Source organism: Blastococcus sp. OS1-29 (assembly GCF_057628075.1).
The window spans coordinates 701723-720322 of sequence record NZ_JBXXJK010000001.1; the positions used below are offsets into that span (position 1 = coordinate 701723).

At 71.8% G+C, this 18600-nt stretch carries 20 protein-coding genes; 9 read left to right on the plus strand and 11 right to left on the minus strand.

The annotated features are described in order from the left end of the window. Entirely contained in the window at positions 1-654 is a 654-nt protein-coding gene (locus tag AC2H4J_RS03460) for a hypothetical protein (RefSeq protein ID WP_487463428.1), read from the minus strand. Positions 655-846: 192 nt separating this feature from the next. Between AC2H4J_RS03460 and AC2H4J_RS03465 the strand changes: the two genes are divergently transcribed. Continuing rightward, positions 847-1692, plus strand: coding sequence for a HipA family kinase (locus tag AC2H4J_RS03465; RefSeq protein WP_487463429.1), 846 nt, complete (start codon positions 847-849; stop codon positions 1690-1692). Continuing rightward, positions 1689-2084: a DUF3037 domain-containing protein gene (locus tag AC2H4J_RS03470; RefSeq protein WP_487463430.1), complete on the plus strand. Its 396-nt coding sequence runs from the start codon at positions 1689-1691 to the stop codon at positions 2082-2084. The genes AC2H4J_RS03465 and AC2H4J_RS03470 overlap by 4 nt, the downstream gene beginning before the upstream one ends. A 28-nt stretch (positions 2085-2112) precedes the next feature. On the opposite strand, the gene AC2H4J_RS03475 is transcribed toward AC2H4J_RS03470, so the two are convergent. The 7 genes from AC2H4J_RS03475 to AC2H4J_RS03505 all read right to left on the minus strand — a co-directional run bounded on the left by AC2H4J_RS03475 (position 2113) and on the right by AC2H4J_RS03505 (position 6246). Then, complete coding sequence (locus AC2H4J_RS03475; protein WP_487463431.1) at positions 2113-2412, minus strand: 4a-hydroxytetrahydrobiopterin dehydratase; 300 nt, start codon at positions 2410-2412, stop codon at positions 2113-2115. A 24-nt stretch (positions 2413-2436) separates the two neighbouring features. Continuing rightward, on the minus strand, positions 2437-3147 hold the full coding sequence (locus AC2H4J_RS03480) for a phosphoadenylyl-sulfate reductase (RefSeq protein ID WP_487463432.1): 711 nt from the start codon (positions 3145-3147) through the stop codon (positions 2437-2439). Then, positions 3144-3305: a hypothetical protein gene (locus AC2H4J_RS03485; RefSeq protein WP_487463433.1), complete on the minus strand. Its 162-nt coding sequence runs from the start codon at positions 3303-3305 to the stop codon at positions 3144-3146. Before AC2H4J_RS03485 ends, AC2H4J_RS03480 begins: the two co-directional genes overlap by 4 nt. Further along, positions 3302-4975 carry a nitrite/sulfite reductase gene (locus AC2H4J_RS03490; RefSeq protein ID WP_487463434.1) on the minus strand — a complete coding sequence of 558 codons (1674 nt, stop codon included), beginning with the start codon at positions 4973-4975 and terminating at the stop codon, positions 3302-3304. The genes AC2H4J_RS03485 and AC2H4J_RS03490 overlap by 4 nt, the downstream gene beginning before the upstream one ends. Positions 4976-5071: 96 nt before the next feature. Further along, positions 5072-5158, minus strand: coding sequence for a putative leader peptide (locus AC2H4J_RS03495; RefSeq protein WP_487463694.1), 87 nt, complete (start codon positions 5156-5158; stop codon positions 5072-5074). A gap of 58 nt (positions 5159-5216) precedes the next feature. Beyond that, positions 5217-5735 (minus strand): adenylyl-sulfate kinase, encoded by a 519-nt coding sequence (gene cysC, locus AC2H4J_RS03500; protein WP_487463435.1) that lies wholly within the window; start codon positions 5733-5735, stop codon positions 5217-5219. A 43-nt stretch (positions 5736-5778) separates the two neighbouring features. Then, positions 5779-6246, minus strand: coding sequence for an RrF2 family transcriptional regulator (locus AC2H4J_RS03505; protein ID WP_487463436.1), 468 nt, complete (start codon positions 6244-6246; stop codon positions 5779-5781). 35 nt (positions 6247-6281) lie between these two features. Between AC2H4J_RS03505 and AC2H4J_RS03510 the strand changes: the two genes are divergently transcribed. Next, the gene (locus AC2H4J_RS03510) at positions 6282-7043 is read left to right on the plus strand and encodes a (deoxy)nucleoside triphosphate pyrophosphohydrolase (RefSeq protein WP_487463437.1); all 762 of its coding nucleotides are present in this window, start codon (positions 6282-6284) and stop codon (positions 7041-7043) included. Between the two features lie 357 nt (positions 7044-7400). Here AC2H4J_RS03510 and AC2H4J_RS03515 read toward each other — a convergent pair whose 3' ends face one another. Beyond that, positions 7401-7571 carry a CsbD family protein gene (locus AC2H4J_RS03515; RefSeq protein WP_487463438.1) on the minus strand — a complete coding sequence of 57 codons (171 nt, stop codon included), beginning with the start codon at positions 7569-7571 and terminating at the stop codon, positions 7401-7403. Between the two features lie 452 nt (positions 7572-8023). Between AC2H4J_RS03515 and AC2H4J_RS03520 the strand changes: the two genes are divergently transcribed. From AC2H4J_RS03520 to AC2H4J_RS03545, 6 genes are all read left to right on the plus strand, one after another. Then, the gene (locus AC2H4J_RS03520) at positions 8024-9667 is read left to right on the plus strand and encodes a peptide ABC transporter substrate-binding protein (protein ID WP_487463439.1); all 1644 of its coding nucleotides are present in this window, start codon (positions 8024-8026) and stop codon (positions 9665-9667) included. A 190-nt stretch (positions 9668-9857) separates the two neighbouring features. Further along, entirely contained in the window at positions 9858-10784 is a 927-nt protein-coding gene (locus tag AC2H4J_RS03525; protein WP_487463440.1) for an ABC transporter permease, read from the plus strand. Beyond that, positions 10777-11727, plus strand: coding sequence for an ABC transporter permease (locus tag AC2H4J_RS03530; RefSeq protein WP_487463441.1), 951 nt, complete (start codon positions 10777-10779; stop codon positions 11725-11727). Before AC2H4J_RS03525 ends, AC2H4J_RS03530 begins: the two co-directional genes overlap by 8 nt. After that, on the plus strand, positions 11724-13493 hold the full coding sequence (locus AC2H4J_RS03535) for an ABC transporter ATP-binding protein (RefSeq protein WP_487463442.1): 1770 nt from the start codon (positions 11724-11726) through the stop codon (positions 13491-13493). Before AC2H4J_RS03530 ends, AC2H4J_RS03535 begins: the two co-directional genes overlap by 4 nt. A gap of 4 nt (positions 13494-13497) precedes the next feature. Continuing rightward, positions 13498-14394 (plus strand): N-acetyl-1-D-myo-inositol-2-amino-2-deoxy-alpha-D-glucopyranoside deacetylase, encoded by an 897-nt coding sequence (gene mshB / locus AC2H4J_RS03540; protein ID WP_487463443.1) that lies wholly within the window; start codon positions 13498-13500, stop codon positions 14392-14394. Further along, entirely contained in the window at positions 14391-14822 is a 432-nt protein-coding gene (locus AC2H4J_RS03545; protein ID WP_487463444.1) for a hypothetical protein, read from the plus strand. Before mshB ends, AC2H4J_RS03545 begins: the two co-directional genes overlap by 4 nt. Here the strand turns inward: AC2H4J_RS03545 and AC2H4J_RS03550 are convergent. Together AC2H4J_RS03550 and AC2H4J_RS03555 are read right to left on the minus strand one after the other, a co-directional pair. Further along, positions 14767-15519: a GNAT family N-acetyltransferase gene (locus AC2H4J_RS03550; protein ID WP_487463445.1), complete on the minus strand. Its 753-nt coding sequence runs from the start codon at positions 15517-15519 to the stop codon at positions 14767-14769. The two genes, AC2H4J_RS03545 and AC2H4J_RS03550, sit on opposite strands and share 56 nt — an antisense overlap. Continuing rightward, positions 15497-18394: a bifunctional diguanylate cyclase/phosphodiesterase gene (locus tag AC2H4J_RS03555; protein WP_487463446.1), complete on the minus strand. Its 2898-nt coding sequence runs from the start codon at positions 18392-18394 to the stop codon at positions 15497-15499. The genes AC2H4J_RS03550 and AC2H4J_RS03555 overlap by 23 nt, the downstream gene beginning before the upstream one ends. Between the last annotated feature and the right edge of the window lie 206 nt (positions 18395-18600).

The following is an 18600-nucleotide window of genomic DNA, read 5'->3' on the forward strand; positions in this document are numbered from 1 at the left end:
TCACGGTGCCGGCTCGCTCGTCGCCGGCGGGCTGGTGGTCGTCGTCTCGGTCGTGGTCGGGCTGCTGCTCGTCGTCTCGCTGCTGGTCGTGGTCCCGGTCGGAGTGGTCGTGACCTCCGGGGTCGTCGTCACGGGGGTCGTCGTCACGGGGGTCGTCGTCACGGCGCTGGGCGTCCCGCCCGGCGTCGACACCGCTGCTGCCACGGCGGCGCCGACCGTGGTGGTCGGTGCCGGCGGCTTCGTGGTCGTCCGCGGGGCGGATGGCGTCGTCGTCCGCGGGGGCGTGGCCCGGAGAGCCGGCGCCCGCGGGGCGGCCACCACGAGCGCATTCCCGGTCGCGACCGCCTGCTCGGTGGCCGGTGCCGCCGGGCCCCCGGTGTAGGCGGGGCCGGCGAGCCACTGGCGGGGGTCCTGCGTCGGGTCGGCGGTGGGCGGGGAGGCGTCGTTCTCGGAGTGGGGTCGGTCGGTGACGGTGCTGCTGTCGCTGTTGGCCGCGGCCGGGATCACGACCAGGCCCACCCATGCCGTGGCGAAGGTGACGGCCAGCACGAGCAGGGTGTCCAGGGGGCGGCGCCAGCCGGGCACCTCGAGCCACTCGTCCGGGCTGGCGCCGCCGGTTCGAGGGGCGCGCCGGCCCGCAGGACTCCTCGCCATCGCTGCCTCCCGAGGTCCGCCGGTGGACGTCGAGGGCACACCCTGCTGACCTGCGGGTCCTTCCCGGGACGTCGTCGGCGCGGCCGGCCTGCCCTCGACGCCGTCGCTCGGCGGGTTGCGACACGCCGGAACGGGATCGTCGCCATAAGTGCGGAGCCGCGGCCCGTCCTGACCACGTAGGTTGTCGGCACTGTGCTGCCCTCGGTCACCGCCACCCGTTACGTCACCCCGCTGCGCGAGGGTGGGTCGCTGCCTGGGCTCATGGAGGCAGACGACCTGGGCACCTACGTGGTCAAGTGGCGCGGCGCCGGGCAGGGCGTCAAGGTGCTCGTCGCCGAGGTGGTGTGCGGCGAGCTCGCCCGGGCACTGGACCTGCCGGTGCCCGCGCTCGTGACCGTCGACGTCGCGCCCGAGCTGGCGGTGGGGGAGCCGGACGTCGAGGTGCAGGAGCTGCTGCAGCGCTCGGCCGGCCGCAATCTCGGCCTGGACTACCTGCCGGGCGCCCTGGACTTCGAGGCCGGCGCGGACGGCGTCGATCCCGGCCTGGCCGGCCGCGTCCTGTGGTTCGACGCGCTGGTGGGCAACGTCGACCGGTCGTGGCGCAACCCGAACATGCTCTTCTGGCACGGACGGTTGCAGCTGATCGACCACGGCGCGGCCCTGGCCTTCCACCACAACTGGCCGGGTGCGGCCGCCGCGGTCACCCGGCCCTACGACGCGTCCGCGCATGCCCTGCTGGAGTGCGAGCCGCAGGTGCCTGCCGCCGATGCCGCGCTCGCCCCGCGGGTCACCCGGCCGGTGCTCGAGCAGGTGCTGGCGCAGGTGCCCGACGAGTGGCTCGAGGACGACGACCCTTCCGTGCTGCGCTCGCGGTACGTCGACCAGTTGCTCGCCCGGCTGACCGCCCGGGACGCGTGGCTGCCCGGTCTGGTCGCTGCCGCCGAGGCAGGCGGGGGCGGCCGCCGCCGGACCCGCGTGGGGGAGAACCGGCCGTCCTGGCTCGGTCCGCCGCCGCCCGAGGGGGTCACCCAGCGATGACCCGGGACACCTTCGAGTACGCCGTCCTGCGCGTCGTCCCCCGGGTCGAGCGGGGGGAGACGCTCAACGCCGGCGTCCTCGTCTACTGCCGGCAGCGCGACTACCTCGGCTCCCGCGTGCACCTCGACGTCGACCGCCTGCGGGCGCTGGACCCGACCGCCGACGCGGTCGCGATCGGCCGGGCGCTGCAGGCGGCCGCGGACATCTCCGCCGCCGAGCCGGGTGCGGGTGCGGCCGGGCGGGAGGCGCTGGGCTCGCGTTTCCGCTGGCTGACCGCGCCGCGCAGCACGGTCATCCAGCCGGGCCCGGTGCACACCGGGCTCACCGAGGACCCGGACGCCGAGGCCGACCGCCTCCTCCGCCTGCTCGTCCTCCCCGTCACCGGCGGTTAGTGCACAAACCGCCGCGACGGTTTGTGCACTAACCGCCGCTCGGGAGGAGGGCGTCGATCCGGCGGGCCAGCTCGAGGTCGAGTTCGGTCACGCCGCCCGCGGAGTGGCTGACCAGCGTCAGGTGCAGGGTGCGCCAGCGCAGGTCGACGTCCGGATGGTGGTCCAGCTCCTCGGCGACGTCCGCGATGCGCACGATCGCGTCGACGGCGTCGCGGAAGGTGGGCAGCTCGACGGTGCGGGAGAGGCCGTCGCCGTCCCCGGACCACCTGGGCAGTCCGGGCAGCGCGGCGGCGATCTCGTCGGGGGACAGGCGCGGGGGACGGGGCATGCCGCCATCCTGCCGCCGATCAGACTAGGTGTGGATGCCGCACTCGGTCTTCCCTCGGCCGGCCCAGCGGCCGGCACGCGGGTCCTCGCCCGGGGCGACCGGCCGGGTGCAGGGTTCGCACCCGATCGACCCGTAGCCCAGCTCGAACAGCGGGTTGACCGGCACCTGGTGCTCGACGACGTAGGCGTCGACCACGTCCTGTGTCCAGCCGGCCATCGGGTTGACCTTGACCATCCCGCGCTTGGCGTCCCAGTCGACCAGCCTGGTGCCGGCGCGGCTCTCCGACTCGTCCCGCCGCACGCCCGACCCCCAGGCCACGTAGCCCGCGAGCGCCTGGGCCAGCGGCTTGACCTTGCGCATCTCGCAGCACAGGTCGGGGTCGCGGTCGTGCAGCCTCGCCCCGAAGGACAGGTCCTGCTCGGCGACGGTCTGCGGCGGGGTGACGTTCACCAGGGTGATGGGCAGCGCCGACGTGATCCAGTCGCGGGTGCCGATCGTCTCCGCGAAGTGGTAGCCCGTGTCGAGGAAGACGACGTTCACCCCCGGGATCACCCGGCTCGCCAGGTGGGAGAGCAGCCCGTCGGCCATGGACGACGTGATCGCGAAGCCCTCGCCGAAGGACTCCCCGGCCCAGCGGAGGACGGCGAGCGCCTGCTCCACCGGGTCGGCGATGCCCTCGAACCGGGCGTTCGCCTCGGCCGCGAGCTCCGGCGTCGGCAGGACGGCGATCGTCACTCCTTCACCCCTGTCGCGATCAGGCGGACCGTGAAGGCCCGCAGGCAGGCGCCGCAGCGCCAGCCGTTCTCCCCGTGGGGGGTCAGCTCCTCGTCCCCGCAGTACGGGCAGTGGAAGACCGGCAGCTGCCGGGACCGTCCGCCCGTCTCCTCAGTCACAGCAGCCAGCTCTCCTCGGCGCGCGCCACATAGGCGGCGAACCGCTCGCCGGGCTCGCGACGGTCGAGGTAGCCGCGCAGCACGCGCTCGCAGTAATCCGCGGTCTCGGCCTTGGTCACCTTGTGGCCGCGGAACTTGCGCCCGAACGCGGCGTCGGCGCCGCCCAGGTGGCCGCCCAGGTGAACCTGGAAACCCTCCACCATCTCGCCGCTGTCGTCGCGCACCATCGAGCCCTTGAAGCCGATGTCGGCGGTCTGGAAGCGGGCGCAGCTGTTCGGGCAGCCGTTGACGTTGATGCCGATCGGCTCGTCGAAGTCCGGCAGCCGCTTCTCCAGCTCCGCGTACAGGTCCTGCGCGTGCTGCTTGGTCTCGACGATCGCCAGCTTGCAGAACTCGAGGCCGGTGCAGGCCATGGTGCCGCGGCGGAAGGCGCTGGGGCGCACGAGCAGGTCGAGCTCGGCCAGCGCCGCGACCAGGGTCTCGACGTTCTCGTCGGGGACGTCGAGGATGACCATCTTCTGCTGCGTCGTCGTCCGGATGCGGCCCGCCGCGTACCGGTCGGCGAGATCGGCGATCCGGGTGAGCACCGTGCCGGTGATGCGGCCCGTCCGCAGGGCGAAACCGAGCGCGTTGGCGCCGTCCTTCTGCTTGGCGACGCCGACGTGGTCGCGCTGGTCGTGCGCGGCGGGAGCCGGCGCCGGACCGTCCGGGAGCGGCTCCTTCAGGTACTCGTCCTCCAGCACCTGGCGGAACTTCTCCGGGCCCCAGTCGGCCATCAGGAACTTCATCCGCGCGTGGTTGCGCTGCCGGCGGTAGCCGTAGTCGCGGAAGATGGAGGTGGCGCCCACCCACACGTCGGTCACCTGGTCGGGCCGGACGAAGACGCCGATCCGGTGCGCGAACTTCGGGTTGGTCGACAGGCCGCCGCCGACCCACAGGTCGAACCCGGCCTCGCCGTCGGCGTTGACAACACCCACGAACGAGACGTCGTCCAGCTCCGGCTCGGTGCAGTGGTCCGCGCAGCCGGACATCGAGGTCTTCCACTTGCGCGGCAGGTTGCTGAACGCCGGGTCGCCGACGTAGCGCGCGACGGTCTGCGCCATCACGTCGCTGGCGTCGAGCACCTCGTCGGCGAGGACGCCGGCCAGCGGGCAGTTGAGCATGCCGCGGGGGGTGTCGCCGCAGGCCTCGGTCGTCGTCAGCCCGACGGCGCCGAGCCGGTTCCAGATCTCCGGGACGTCCTCGATGCGGATCCAGTGGTACTGGATGTTCTGCCGGTCGGTGATGTCGGCGATGTCGCGGCCGAACTCGGTGCTGATGCCGCCGAGCACGCGCAGCTGGTCGCTGGACAGCGCCCCGCCGTCGGTGCGCACCCGCATCATGAAATAGGAGTCCTCGAGCTCCTCGGGCTCCAGCAGGGCGGTCTTGCCGCCCGGGATGCCCTGGGCGCGCTGGGTGTAGAGGCCCATCCAGCGCATCCGGCCGCGGAGGTCTCCGGCATCGATGCCGTCGAAGCCGCTCTGCGCGTAGATGTCGAGGATCCGCTCGCGGACCTCGAGGCCGTCGGAGTCCTTCTTCATCCGCTCGTTGGGGTTCAGCGGCTCTCGATAGCCGAGAGCCCACTGGCCCTGCCCTCGTTGCGGACGGGTGCTCGTGCGGGGAGTGGTCACGGTCGAACTTCTTCCTGCGCTCACCACGCACGGCGCCGGCCGTGCAATGGGGCGCTGCAGATCGGGGACGCGGAGAGTCGCGCGGGAAATCTGGTCTCAGCGCTGAGAGCGACAGGCGGCGCTGGACACGCGCGCCAGGTCGACGTGCAGACGCGCGACGAGGAGGCTGCCGCGATCCGTCACGCCGCCAATGGTCTCACATCCTGCGGCGCTTCCGGCCCCCGTCGATCGGTGGAACCGCTCACTCCGCCATGGCTGCGCGGATCCGCGTCACGGCCTCCGGGAGGGGGGTGATCGAGGTGTCGACGACGACCTCGGCCCGTACCGGCGGCTCGTACGGATCGCTCACCCCGGTGAACTCGCGGATCTCCCCGGCGCGCGCCTTCGCGTACAGGCCCTTCACGTCGCGCTGCTCGCACACCTCGAGGGGTGTGGACAGATGCACCAGCACGAACGGGCCGTGCTTCTCGACGAGCTGACGGGCCGCCTCCCGCGCCGCCTCGTACGGTGCGATCGCCGCGACGACGACGGTGCCGCCGTGCTTGACGATCTCCCCGGCCACCCAGCCGATGCGCGCGATGTTGAGGTCGCGGTGCTCCCGGGAGAACGTGAGCTCGCTGGACAGGTGCGTGCGGACGACGTCGCCGTCGAGCACCGTCACCGGCCGCCCCTCCGCCTCCAGTTGGGCGACGAGCGCATCGGCGACGGTGGACTTCCCGGCCCCGGAGAGCCCGGTCAGGAAGACGGTCACGCCCTGCATGCGCACCAGTCTCCAGCACCGGCGGACGGCGCCCGCCCGAGGGTCAGTGCGCGGCGCCGAACGAGTGCCAGGCCGCTTCCATCGCGACCAGCGCGGCGGCGCGCTCCGGCAGCCGCCCGGCGACGACGTCCGCGAGGGTGACCTCCTCGAGCACCTGCCGGTAGGCCTCGCGGGCGGCCACCCAGACGGTCCCGAGGGTGCTCGCGGCGCCCGGGTACTCGACGTCCTCGGGCCGCTTGCCGTGGACGTCGGCGAGGAATCCCTGCTCGACGCGCATGACGCGGGCGATGGAGATCTCCGTCGGCGGGAGGGCCAGGCGGTAGCCGCCGTCCCGTCCCCGCTGGCTGGTGACCAGCCGCGCGTGCTGGAGGTCGCCCAGGATGGCCTGCAGGAAGCGGGACGGGATGCCCTGCGCCGTCGCGATGCGTTCGCAGGTCAGCGCTTCGGGCGTCACCGCCGCGAGTTCGAGGGCCGCTCGCACGGCGTAGTCGGTCCGGGCAGTGATGCGCACGGGCTCGATCATGCCTGCTCTGGGAGGGTGGAGCCGTGTTCCAGCTGCGTTTCACCACTGTGGTGGAGGCCCCGCTGACCGTGGCGTTCGACGTGGCCCGGGCGCTGGGGCGTCCGTGGGACGCGCCGCTGGAGGAGGTCGTCTCCGTCCGGCCCGAGCGCGATGTCTACGCGGTCACGCCCGGCCGCGGCTGGCGGTGGCTGACCCATTCGCGGCGGTTCTCCGCCACCGGTGCCGGCACGCAGGTCGACGAGCAGGTGGACTGGGCGACGTCGCTGCCCGGTCTGCTCGGCGGGTTCGTCGACCAGGTCGTGCTGCGCCGGCGGATCCTGCGGGCGATGCAGAGCCATCTGGACGCGTACGCCGCGGCGGCGGCGCGGGCGGCCCTCGACGTCGTCCAGGTGGTGGGCGCGGCGATCGTCGACGGCGACCGGGTGCTGGTCGCTCAGCGGTCCGGTGGTCCCTACGACGGCCGCTGGGAGTTTCCGGGCGGCAAGGTGGAGCCGGGGGAGTCCGACCTGTCGGCGCTGGTGCGCGAGATCGCCGAGGAGCTGGGGACGGAGATCGTGCCGCAGGCATTTCTCGGTGAGGTGCTGCTGGACGGCGTCGTCGGCGGTGGAGCGCCCGGCGTATCCACCCTGCGCGTGTGGTGGGCCCGGCTCGCCGGCGGTGCGCCCGTCGCGCACGAGCACGCGGCCCTGCGCTGGGTGCGCGCCGACGAACTCGACGCCCTGGCCTGGATCGACGCGGACCGCCCCCTGCTCCCCGCCGTCCGCACCCTCCTCACCCGCCTCTGACCCCCCGGCGGTTTGTGCACTGACCGTCGCGGCGGTCAGTGCACAAACCGTCGGAGCTGTGGACAACGACCACGGCCGGCGGCTGGGGACAGCCACCATGCGCGGGTGTATCTGCGATCCATAGCTCGTGGACGCGGGCTGGCGGGTGATCCGCCTCAGCGCTGCGGATCTCCGGGACATGGGCGCCGTCGTCGCGCGCATCGCCGCGGCTCTGGCGGAGCCGCTGTCCGCCAGCTGAGTCCTGCTGAGTCCTCCGGACGAGGGAACTTTGTGTACAGAAAGTCCCCCGGGACGGCGACGGACGCCGCATCCCTGGCGGGTGCGGCGTCCGGTCGTGGCTGACTTTCGGGGTGCGGCCTACTTGAAGACGTCCTTGACCTTCTCGCCGGCCTGCTTGAGGTTCCCGCTGACCTGATCGGCCTTGCCTTCTGCCTCGAGGTCCCGATTGTCGGTCGCGTCGCCGACGGCTTCCTTGCCCTTGCCGCCCAGCTCCTCGGCCTTGTTCTTCATCTTGTCGATGCCACTCATCGTGATGTTTCCCTTCGTCGCGGTGCCAGGTCTTGTGTGCATTACCCGCTCGGCGCCATGCGACACGCCTGATCGTGGCCGCCCTGGAAACCCTCGTCCCACACGTCACTTCCGCGGGAAACACGACGGGTTCCTGGGTCGTGCGGTGTGGATGTTGCGGTTGTCGCAGTGCCATCAACTTCAGGTCACAAATGAATGACGGCGGTGGACTACCGCTTCCGACGGTGCCTAGGGTCCACCCCGTCACAGTGAGCAGCCTTGGGTCCCATGACCCGGACTTCTCATCGATGGTGAGTCGGAGGTCGTGCGAGCGGTGCCACTAGTCGCGCCCCTCTGCAGGCGCCCACTCGGACCGGTCGACCGGAACGCTTCCGTGGTCCGACCGGGAGCGGGCGCAGTATCGATGCACCCAACCGGGCTCGGACGAGCCCAGTATTTTTAGGAGACGCAGGATGACGGTATCGACCCGCATAGGTCGTGGCCTGGCGGCCGCGGCCGCCGCGGCCCTCTTGCTCACAGCGTGCTCGAGCAACAGTGACTCGGGCTCCAGCGGCAAGAGCGAGAGCAGCGCCGGCGGTCAGGGGATCGTGACCGCCAACTCGAGCGAGCCGCAGAACCCGCTCATTCCCCAGAACACGAACGAGCAGGGCGGCTCCAAGATCCTCTCGTCGATCATGTCCGGCCTCGTGTACTACGACGCCAAGGGCGAGCCGCACAACGACCTGGCCGAGTCCATCGAGACGAAGGACCAGACCAACTACACGATCGCGATCAAGAGCGGCCAGAAGTGGTCGGACGGCTCTGCAGTGACGGCGAAGAACTTCGTCGACGCCTGGAACTGGGGCGCCCTCTCGACCAATGCCGCCCTGCTGAGCTCGTTCTTCGCGCCCATCGAGGGCTACGACGCGGTCTCGGCCGACCCGCCGACCGCCCAGACGATGTCCGGCCTCGCCGTCGTCGACGACACGCACTTCACCGTGAAGCTCTCACGCCCGCAGGCCGACTTCGCGCTGCAGCTGGGTTACATCGCCTTCTACCCGCTGCCCGATGCAGCCTTCACCGACATGGCGAAGTTCGGTGAGGCCCCGGCCTCCGACGGGCCGTACATGTTGAAGTCGCCGACGGCGTGGCAGCACAACGTCAAGATCGATCTGGTGCCGAACCCCGACTACGATGGTCCGCGCAAGCCGAAGAACGGCGGCATCTCGCTGGTCTTCTACCAGACGCAGGAGGCGGCATACAACGACCTGCTGGCCGGCACCCTCGACGTCCTCGACGCCGTGCCGCCGAGCGCGCTCGGCAAGTTCGAGCAGGACCTGGGCGACCGTGCCGTCAACCAGCCGGCTGCCATCTTCCAGTCCTTCACCATCCCGCAGAACCTGCCCCACTTCTCCGGTGAGGAAGGCGCGCTGCGCCGCCAGGCGATCTCGATGGCCATCGACCGCCCGACGATCACCAAGGCGATCTTCCAGAACACCCGCACGCCGGCCACGGACTTCACGTCCCCGACGATCGCTGGTTACGACAAGAACCTTAAGGGCAACGACGTGCTGAAGTTCAACGCGTCGAAGGCCAAGGAGCTGTGGAAGCAGGCGGACGCCATCTCCCCGTGGAGCGGCACCTTCTCCATCGCCTACAACGCCGACGGTGGTCACCAGGCATGGGTCGACGCGACGACCAACAGCATCAAGAACACGCTGGGCATCGACGCGCAGGGCAAGCCGTACCCGACGTTCGCGGCGCTGCGGACCGACGTCACGAACCGCACGATCACCGGCGCATTCCGTAGCGGTTGGCAGGCCGACTACCCCGGTCTGTATGACTTCATCCAGCCGCTGTACTACACCGGCGCCAGTGCGAACGACGGGGACTACTCGAACCCGGAGTTGGACAAGAAGATCGACGAGGCCGCCTCGGCCAAGACGATCGACGAGTCGAACAAGCTGCTCAACGACGCGCAGGCCATCCTGTTCAAGGACCTGCCGGCGATCCCGCTGTGGTACTCCAACGTCACGGGTGGCTACGGCGAGGCAGTGTCCGACGTCCAGATCGGCTGGGACTCCGACCCGCTGTACTACGCGATCGCCAAGAAGTAACCGCCTGACGGTCTGACCGTCGGCAACGGTGCGGGGTGGGGTCCACTGGACCCCACCCCGCAACCATGATCAGAGGCGGTACCGGCAGGCGGCCGTGCCTGCCACGGTCGTAGATTCACACCTGCGGACTCGCACGACGAGAATGCGCCTGCGCGCTCCCACGACGAGCGCGCACGATGAGGAGGTCCTGGTGGGCTGGTACGTGGGACGACGGGTCCTACAGCTGGTGCCCGTGTTCTTCGGCGCGACCTTGCTGGTCTACGCCCTGGTGTTCCTGCTACCCGGTGACCCCGTCGCGGCGCTGTCCGGGCAACGGCAGCTCGCCCCGGGGGTAGCCAACCAGCTGCGACACCAGTACCACCTCGACCAGCCGTTCATCGTCCAGTACCTCATCTACCTCAAGGGAATTCTTTCCCTTGATTTCGGCACGTCCTACTCGGGCCGCCCGGTCATCGACGTCATGGCGCAGGCCTTCCCGGTCACCATCCGGCTGGCACTCCTGGCACTGCTCTTCGAGGCGGTCTTCGGCATCGGGGCAGGGCTGATCGCCGGCCTGCGTCGGGGCGGCTTCTTGGACGCCACCCTTCTGGTGGCCAGCCTGATCGTCATCGCCGTCCCGATCTTCGTCATCGGGTTCATCGTGCAGATCGTCTTCGGTGTCAAGCTCGGCTGGATCAGGCCGACCGTGGGGCCGGAGGCCCCCTGGGCGCAGTTGATCGTCCCGGCGCTGGTCCTCGGCTCGATCTCGTTCGCCTACGTGCTGCGCCTGACCCGCGACTCGGTCACGGAGAACATCACGGCGGACTGGGTGCGCACGGCGACGGCAAAGGGCCTGTCCCGTCGCCGTGTCGTCACCACGCACGTGCTGCGGAACTCGCTGATTGCGCCCGTGACGTTCCTCGGCGCCGACATCGGGGTGCTCATGGGCGGCGCGATCATCACCGAGGGCATCTTCAACGTTCCCGGCGTCGGCCATGCCCTGTACCAAGCGATCATCCGGGGTGAGGGCCCCACGGTCGTCTCGATCGTCACGGTGCTGGTGATCGTCTACATCTTCGCCAGCCTGTTCGTCGACCTGCTCTACGCCGTCCTGGACCCGAGGATTCGCTATGTCTGAGAGCGCACTCCGGGCCGAACAGGTCCATTTCGTCGCCGACCTGGAGGAGACCCCTCTGGCGGACACCGATCAGGTGGACGAGTCGACCCCACCCGGCGGTCTGTGGCTCGAGGCCTGGCGCACGCTGCGGCGGCGCCCGTTGTTCGTCTTCTCGGCGCTGATCATCCTGCTGCTGATCGTCGTGTCCGTCTTCCCCGGCTTGTTCACCGGCCAGGACCCTCGCCACTGCGTGCTGCAGAACAGCCTCGGCGGAGGGCGTTCGGGCCATCCGTTCGGCTTCGACCTGCAGGGCTGCGACGTCTACTCGCGCGTCGTCTACGGGGCCCGCGCCTCGGTCAGCGTCGGCGTCCTGAGCACGACGCTCACTGTGCTCATCGGCGGGACCATCGGCGCCCTCGCCGGCTTCTACGGCGGCTGGCTGGACGCGGTCCTCGCCCGCATCACCGACATCTTCTACTCCGTGCCGCTGCTGCTCGCGGCCATCACCTCCATGCAGGCGTTCGCGGACAAGACCGTCATCGTCGTCGCGCTCGTGCTCGCCGTGTTCGGCTGGCCCCAGGTCGCCCGCATCATGCGCGGCTCGGTCATCTCCGTCCGCAGCGCCGAGTACGTCACGGCCGCCACCGCGCTCGGCGCGTCGCGGATGAAGGTGCTGCTGCGGCACGTGCTACCCAACGCGCTACCGCCGGTCATCGTCGTCGCGACCGTGTCGCTCGGCGCGTTCATCGGCGCCGAAGCGACGCTGTCGTTCCTCGGCATCGGGCTGAACCCGGCCACCACGGTGTCCTGGGGCGGCGACATCAACCAGGCGCAGAACGTCCTGCGCTCCAACGCGTCGGTGCTGCTCTACCCGGCCGCGGCGTTGTCGGTCACCGTTTTGAGCTTCATCATGCTGGGCGACGCCGTGCGCGAGGCCCTCGACCCGAAGTCACGGAAGAGATGAGCGACACCATTTCCTCGTCGGTGCAGACGCCCGTCGATCCCTCCGCGCCGCTGCTCGAGATCGTCGACCTCGACGTCAGCTTCCGGTCGGCCCGCGGCAAGGACGTGCCCGCCGTCCGCAAGGCGAACCTCGTCGTCCACGCCGGGCAGACGGTGGCCATCGTGGGGGAGTCCGGCTCGGGAAAGTCGACGACCGCGCACGCGATCATCGACCTGCTCCCGGGTACCGGGCACGTCACCGGCGGCCAGATCCTGTTTCAGGGCCGCGACCTCACCAAGCTGAGCCCCCGGGAGTTCGAGGGGATCCGCGGGGACGCCATCGGCCTCGTGCCGCAGGACCCGATGTCCAACCTCAACCCGGTGTGGAAGATCGGCTTCCAGGTCGCCGAGGCGCTGCGCGCCAACGGCCGGGCCAAGGGCGCCGAGGCCAAGAAGCAGGCCGCGCAGCTGCTGACCGAGGCGGGTCTCGGTGACGCCGAGCGCCGACTCAAGCAGTACCCGCACGAGTTCTCCGGAGGCATGCGGCAACGCACGCTGATCGCCATCGGGCTGGCGGCCCGGCCCAAGCTGCTCATCGCCGACGAGCCGACGTCCGCCCTCGACGTCACCGTCCAGCGGCAGATCCTCGACCACCTCGAGGAGCTGACCGCAGAGCTCGGCACCGCGGTGCTGCTCATCACCCACGACCTGGGCCTCGCCGCGGAGCGCGCCGAGCACCTGGTCGTCATGTACAAGGGGCAGGTCGTGGAGTCCGGGCCCGCCCGGAAGATCCTGACCGCCCCACAGCACCCCTACACCCGCCGGTTGGTCGCCTCGGCGCCGTCGCTGGTGGCCCGGCGCAGCGACACCGCCGCCGCCCGTGCGGAGGTCGTGGAGCGCGCGGAGCAGGTCGCCGACGCCGCGGTGGCCGACGGCGGCGCCACCGCCGCCGCGGCCGTCACGGGCGCCGACATCCTCAGGATCGAGAACCTGACGAAGGTCTACAAGCTCCGGGGCGCCGGCCGTCGGGCAGGTGACTTCAAGGCCGTCGACGACGTGTCCTTCTCCGTCCGCCGGGGGACGACGACCGCGGTCGTGGGGGAGTCGGGCTCGGGCAAGTCGACGCTGGCCCAGATGGTGCTGCGGCTGCAGGAGCCCACCGAGGGCCGGGTGCTCTTCGACGGCGCGGACGTCACCAGCTTCGACCGCAAGGCGCAGTTCGCCTTCCGCCGCAGGGTGCAGCCGATCTTCCAGAACCCCTACGGCTCCCTGGATCCGACGTACAGCATCTACCGCACGATCGAGGAGCCCCTGCGGCTGCACGACGTGGGCGACAAGCGGTCCCGCGAGGCGACGGTGCGCGAGCTGCTCGACCGGGTGTCGCTGCCGCCGTCGGTGATGCGCCGGTTCCCGAACGAGCTGTCCGGCGGTCAGCGCCAGCGCATCGCGATCGCGCGTGCGCTGGCCCTGCGCCCGGAGGTCGTCGTCTGCGACGAGGCCGTCTCCGCCCTCGACGTGCTGGTGCAGGCGCAGATCCTCGACCTGCTGTCGGAGCTGCAGGCCGAGCTCGGTCTCACCTATCTGTTCATCACCCACGACCTCGCCGTCGTCCGGCAGATCGCCGACCAGGTGTGCGTGATGCAGAGCGGGAAGCTCGTGGAGCACGCGGACACCGACACGGTGTTCGAGAACCCGCAGCAGGAGTACACGCGGGCACTGCTCAACGCGATCCCCGGTGCGACCCTCGCGACCTCGGTGGTGGACGCCCCGGCACGGTCGGGGGAGTAGCGGCGTGAGCGACGACCGGCGGCTGTTGCTGGTGCACGCCCATCCCGACGACGAGACGATCAACAACGGCGCCACCATGGCCCGGTACGTCGCCGAGGGCGCCGCGGTCACCCTGCTCACCTGCACGCTGGGTGAGGAGGGCGAGATCCTCGTGCCCGAGCTCGAGCAGCTCGCCGCCGACCAGGCCGACCAGCTCGGTGGCTACCGCATCTGGGAGCTGCGCGCCGCGATGGCGGCCCTCGGGGTGACCGACATCCGGTTCCTCGGCGGCCCGGGCCGGTTCCGGGACTCCGGGATGATGGGGACGCCGGCCAACGAGCATCCGCGCGCCTTCTGGAACGCCGATCTCGACGAGGCCGTCGCGCACGCCGTCGCCGTGGTGCGCGACGTCCGCCCGCAGGTCGTCGTCACCTACGACGAGAACGGCGGCTACGGCCACCCCGACCACATCCAGGCCCACCGCGTCGCGATGGCAGCCGTGGAGGCCGCCGCCGACCCCGCCTACCGCCCCGACCTGGGGACGGCGTGGACGGCGGCCAAGGTGTACTGGAACTGCCTGCCGCGCTCGGTGCTGCAGCAGGGCATCGACGCGATGAAGGCCGCCGGGGATGAGTCGTTCTTCGGCGCCGTCGACAGCGCCGACGACCTGCCTTTCGCGGTGGACGACGACCTGGTGACCGCGGCGGTCGACGGGCGCGCCTACGCCGGCGCCAAGGACGCCGCCATGCGATCGCACCCCACGCAGATCCAGGTCGACGGACCGTTCTTCGCACTCTCCAACAACCTGGGCCTCGAGGTCCTCGGCGTCGAGTACTACCGCCTCGTGCGCGGGGAGCGTGGTCCGGCGGGGCAGGCGCCGGACGGCTGGGAGGACGACCTGTTCGCGGGTCTGGCCGGATGAGCCGAGGCCGCCGGGTGGGCGGCGGCGCCGTCGTCCTGGTGCTGGCCCTGTGGATGGCGCTGGTGGAGGTCTTCTGGCTGCCGCTGCGGATCGGTGGTGTGCTCGTGCCGGTCTCGGTGGTGGCTGCGGTGGTCGCCAACCTGCTGCTGCCCCGGCTGGCCCTGCGGCTGTCAGGCTCGCGGCTGGTGGCCGGGCTGACCGGGGTGGCCTGGCTGGTCGTGGTCGTGGCGGGCATGATCCGGCGACCGGAGGGTGACCTGCTCATCATCGGCGGCGGGGCGACCGGCGTGGTCAACCTCGCCTTCCTGCTGTGCGGGGTGCTGGCGGCGGCCTTCGCCGTCGGCCGCGCGCTCGGCGGCCCACGGCCGGCGGTCAGGCAGGAGCCGGCTCCGGGCCGAGCCGGTAGTGGTAGCGGTGGTGCTCGGTGAAGCCCAGCCGCTCGTAGAGCGACAGCGCGGGCGCGTTGCTCCCCGCCACCTGCAGCAGGCAGGAGAGGGCGCCGCGCTCGCGCGCCCAGGTGCCGAGCCCGGCCATGACGGCGGTCGCGAGTCCCTGCCGCCGGTAGCGGTCCTCGACGGTCACCGCCGTGACCACCAGCCAGTCGTCGACGACGACGCCGCGCGCCACGGCGGCCAGCGGAGCCGGGGCCGGATCGCAGCGGATCGCGGCGAAGACCGGGTCGTCCGCGTTCACCAGCACCGCCCGGGCGACCGGTGGCAGCGGCGTGCCCCGGTAGCGGTAGCCGGCCAGCCAGGCCTCGTCGGGCTCCGGCGCCAGGTCGACCGCGATCCGCGGCGGCGGCCAGCCGGCCAGCGGGGCGGTGAGCACCAGGTTGTCGTCGTCCCGGATCCAGCCGGCGGCGTCGAGGGCCGCGTCGGCGGCCTCGCCGCCGGGCACCGGCACCTGCGCCCGTGGGCGCAGCCCGCGGGCCGCGTACCAGTCGGTCAGCGCGCGGACGGCGGACGGCAGGTCGGCCGCTGGGTCGCCGACGACGAGCGCGGAGTTCGCCCGCCCGGTGAAGCCACCGCTCGCCCGGAGCAGCCAGTCGCCGAAGCGCTCCTCCTCCAGGCCCCGCCAGCTGCGGGCCGCCAGCCGCTCGAGGTCAGCGGGCGAGACGCGGGGCACGCACCCGATCCTGCCGGTCGTCACCCGCCGGCCGGGGAGCGGGGAGGGCGACCTGCGCCGGGCGCCCGGGCAGCCAGGCGAGGAACGTGTCGGCCGGCATGGGGCGGGCGATGTGGTAGCCCTGGGCGACCTCGCAGCCCCAGGCCCGCAGCGCCTCGAGCGTGGCGGCGTCCTCGACGCCCTCAACCACCATGCTCATGCCGAGGTCCAGGCTCAGCTGCAGCGTGCTCCGGACGATCGCCGCCGCCCGCTCGTCCGACGTCAGGTGGCTCACGAAGCTGCGGTCGAGCTTCAGTTCGTCGACCGGCAGGGCGCGCAGGTAGGACAGCGAGGAGTAGCCGGTGCCGTAGTCGTCGATGGACAGGCGGACGCCGAGCCGTCGCAGCGCCGCCATGACCTGCTGGCTGCGCGCGGCGTCGGCCATCAGGACGTCCTCGGTGATCTCCAGCGTCAGCGCCTCGGCCGGCACCCCGCAGCTGTCGAGCAGCATCCCGACCTGGTCGGGCAGGGCCACGTCCTGGAGGTTGGAGACCGACAGGTTCACCGCCGTCGAGAGGTCGAGTCCGCGGGACCGCCACAGCTGGAGGTCCCGCAGCGCACGCTCGAGCACGCGCAGGGCGAGCCGGCGCATGAGCCCCGCCTGCTCGGCCAACGGCAGGAAGACGTCGGGGTAGAGGAGCCCTCGTTCGGGGTGGTTCCAGCGGACCAGCGCCTCGACCCCGATCACGTTCCCGGTCCGCAGGTCCAGCTTGGGCTGGTAGTGGACGTCGAGCTGGTCGTCGTCCATGGCGGTGCGCAGCTGTTCCAGGGTCTGCAGCCGGTCGCGGGTGGCCGGTGTGCCGTCCGGGGCCCAGATCTCGAATCCGAGGCGGCCCCGCTTGGCCACGTACATGGCGGTGTCGGCGCGGGCCAGCAGGAGGGAGCGGTCGCGGCCGTGGTCGGGGCAGACGGCGATGCCGATGCTGGCGTCGACGTGCAGCGGCATGCCGTCGAGCACGAACTCGTCGCGCAGCGCGGCGCCGAGCGCCACCGCGACCTCCCGGGCCCGGTCGGCGTCGGCATCGGGCAGGAGGACGGCGAACTCGTCCCCGCCCATGCGGGCGAGCAGGTCGTCCGTGCCGAGCGTGGCCTGGAGCCGCGGGCCGACCAGGCAGAGCAGGTCGTCACCGACGCTGTGCCCGAAGCTGTCGTTGATCTCCTTGAACCGGTCGAGGTCGAGCATGAGGACGGCGCAGCGGCGGTCGCCGGACCCGTAGACCGTGCGCTCGAGCTCCTCGATCAGCCGTCGCCGGTTGGCGAGCCCGGTGAGCGGGTCCTGGTGCGCCTCGTTCGCCAGCTGCGTGAGACGCAGTTGCTCGACGGCGCGCAGCGCGGCGTTCTCCACCACGAGGGCGCCTTCCAGCGTGACCTGGCGGACCGCGTCCTGCACGGACGCGGACCATCCCCGGCGTTGGTGGGTCGTGCCGGTCACGACGACGCCCAGCAGCCGGTCGCCCGACAGCAACGGCACGCTCACGTACGAGGCGAGGTCGAGGGCCGACACCAGGCGGGGATCGAGGAGCTCACTGCCGGCGGCGTCCTCGACGAACACGGGCAGCTTCTCCTGCTCGGTCAGCCGCCACAACGGCACATCGGCCGCCGGTCGCCCGATCAGCTGGCTGCGGACGACCTCGCGGTGGGCGTCGGGCCAGCCGACGTGGATGACGTCGCCGATGTTCCCCTGGTCGTCGACGAGGTACGCCGCACTGCGGTCGGTGCCGGCCAGCGCCTGCACGGCTCGGGCGAGGACCTCGGCGGCCACGTCGACGCCGGTGGCCTTGGAGCCCTCGACGAGCATCTGGCGGACGACGCGCGCGGTGGCCAGCGACGTGGCCCGGGCCTGGCTGGTCCGCGCCTGCTCGATGACCCCGCCCAGGTGCGCCCCGGCCGCGGAGGCGAGTCGGCGGACGTCCTCGGAGAACGGCCGGACCTGGCCGCTGTCGAGGGTGAGCACCCCGGCCAGGTTCGGGGACCGGCCCAGGGGGACGGCGAGGCCGGAGCCGATGCCGAAGCTGTCGGCCCACCAGCCGGTGAGCAGCTCGGAGTCGCGGTCGGCGGTGATCGGCTCGCCGGTGCGCAGCACCGTCTCGGCCAGCTCGAAGCTCACGGGGGCGTTGCGGAACTGCGCCCACGTGGCGGGGTCGCGGCGGCCGTCGGCGTAGCTGGCCATGCGCGGCACCAGCCGGCCGTCCTCGAGCAGGAAGATGCATGCGCGGTCGACCTCGCCCAGCTCGGCGAGCTTGCGGCACGCCTCACCGAGCAGGGAGTCCATCGACTGTCCCTTGGCGGCGGATTCGATCAGTCCGAGCAGCACCTCGGCCTGCGCCGTCCGGCGTTTCTCCGACCGGCGGGTCCAGGTCTCGGCCAGCGCGACCGCCAGCTTGGGGGCGGCCTGCCGGAGCAGGTGCGGCGAGGCGGCCGCGGCCGGCTCCACGGTCAGGACGCCGATCGGCGCGCCGTCGACGAGGAGCGCCTGACCGTGCACCGAGCGGATGCCGAGCGCCTCGATCTCCCTGTCCGCCGCCCGGCGACCGGTGGCATAGGCCTGCACGGGCTGGTCGTCGCGGATCACCCTCGACAGGAACGGCGACTGGCCCAGGGAGACGGGGGACCGCAGCCGGGGGGGCTCGACGAGCGGTTCTGCGGTGGTCGCGACGGCCGAGCGGAAGGCCACCACCGACTCGCTGCTCGCCTCGTAGACCCATACGGCGACGCGGGTCGCCCCTGATGCGGCGCGCAGGCGTTCGAGCAGGGTCTGCAGTGCGCTCTGGGCATCGAACGGCGACTCGCCCCGTTCGACCCGCGGGGCCGGAACGGGCGACCGTCGCGAACGCACCCGTCGTGCTGACACGCGATCAAGATCGGCATGCTTCGCCGATGCTTGAGTCGCCCCTCCGGCCCTCCCCCCTCGGAGGGAGAGCACCCCGCGCGGACCCGTCGCGTCCGGGGACGCAGGGGCGCGGCATACTGAGCGCGCGAAGATCGACTGCCGGGAGTCCCCCACGGGGCCGCCCGGCGCTGCCCCGCGCGCCCCTGGGAGGG

Coding starts and splice junctions, on each gene's coding strand:
- AC2H4J_RS03460 (WP_487463428.1), bottom strand. CDS start 654: ATGGCGAGGAGTCCTGCGGGCCGGCGCGCCCCTCGAACCGGCGGCGCC.
- AC2H4J_RS03515 (WP_487463438.1), bottom strand. CDS start 7,571: ATGAGTGGCATCGACAAGATGAAGAACAAGGCCGAGGAGCTGGGCGGC.
- AC2H4J_RS03475 (WP_487463431.1), bottom strand. CDS start 2,412: ATGCCCCGTCCCCCGCGCCTGTCCCCCGACGAGATCGCCGCCGCGCTG.
- AC2H4J_RS03470 (WP_487463430.1), top strand. CDS start 1,689: ATGACCCGGGACACCTTCGAGTACGCCGTCCTGCGCGTCGTCCCCCGG.
- cysC (WP_487463435.1), bottom strand. CDS start 5,735: ATGCAGGGCGTGACCGTCTTCCTGACCGGGCTCTCCGGGGCCGGGAAG.
- AC2H4J_RS03535 (WP_487463442.1), top strand. CDS start 11,724: ATGAGCGACACCATTTCCTCGTCGGTGCAGACGCCCGTCGATCCCTCC.
- AC2H4J_RS03545 (WP_487463444.1), top strand. CDS start 14,391: ATGAGCCGAGGCCGCCGGGTGGGCGGCGGCGCCGTCGTCCTGGTGCTG.
- AC2H4J_RS03530 (WP_487463441.1), top strand. CDS start 10,777: ATGTCTGAGAGCGCACTCCGGGCCGAACAGGTCCATTTCGTCGCCGAC.
- AC2H4J_RS03520 (WP_487463439.1), top strand. CDS start 8,024: ATGACGGTATCGACCCGCATAGGTCGTGGCCTGGCGGCCGCGGCCGCC.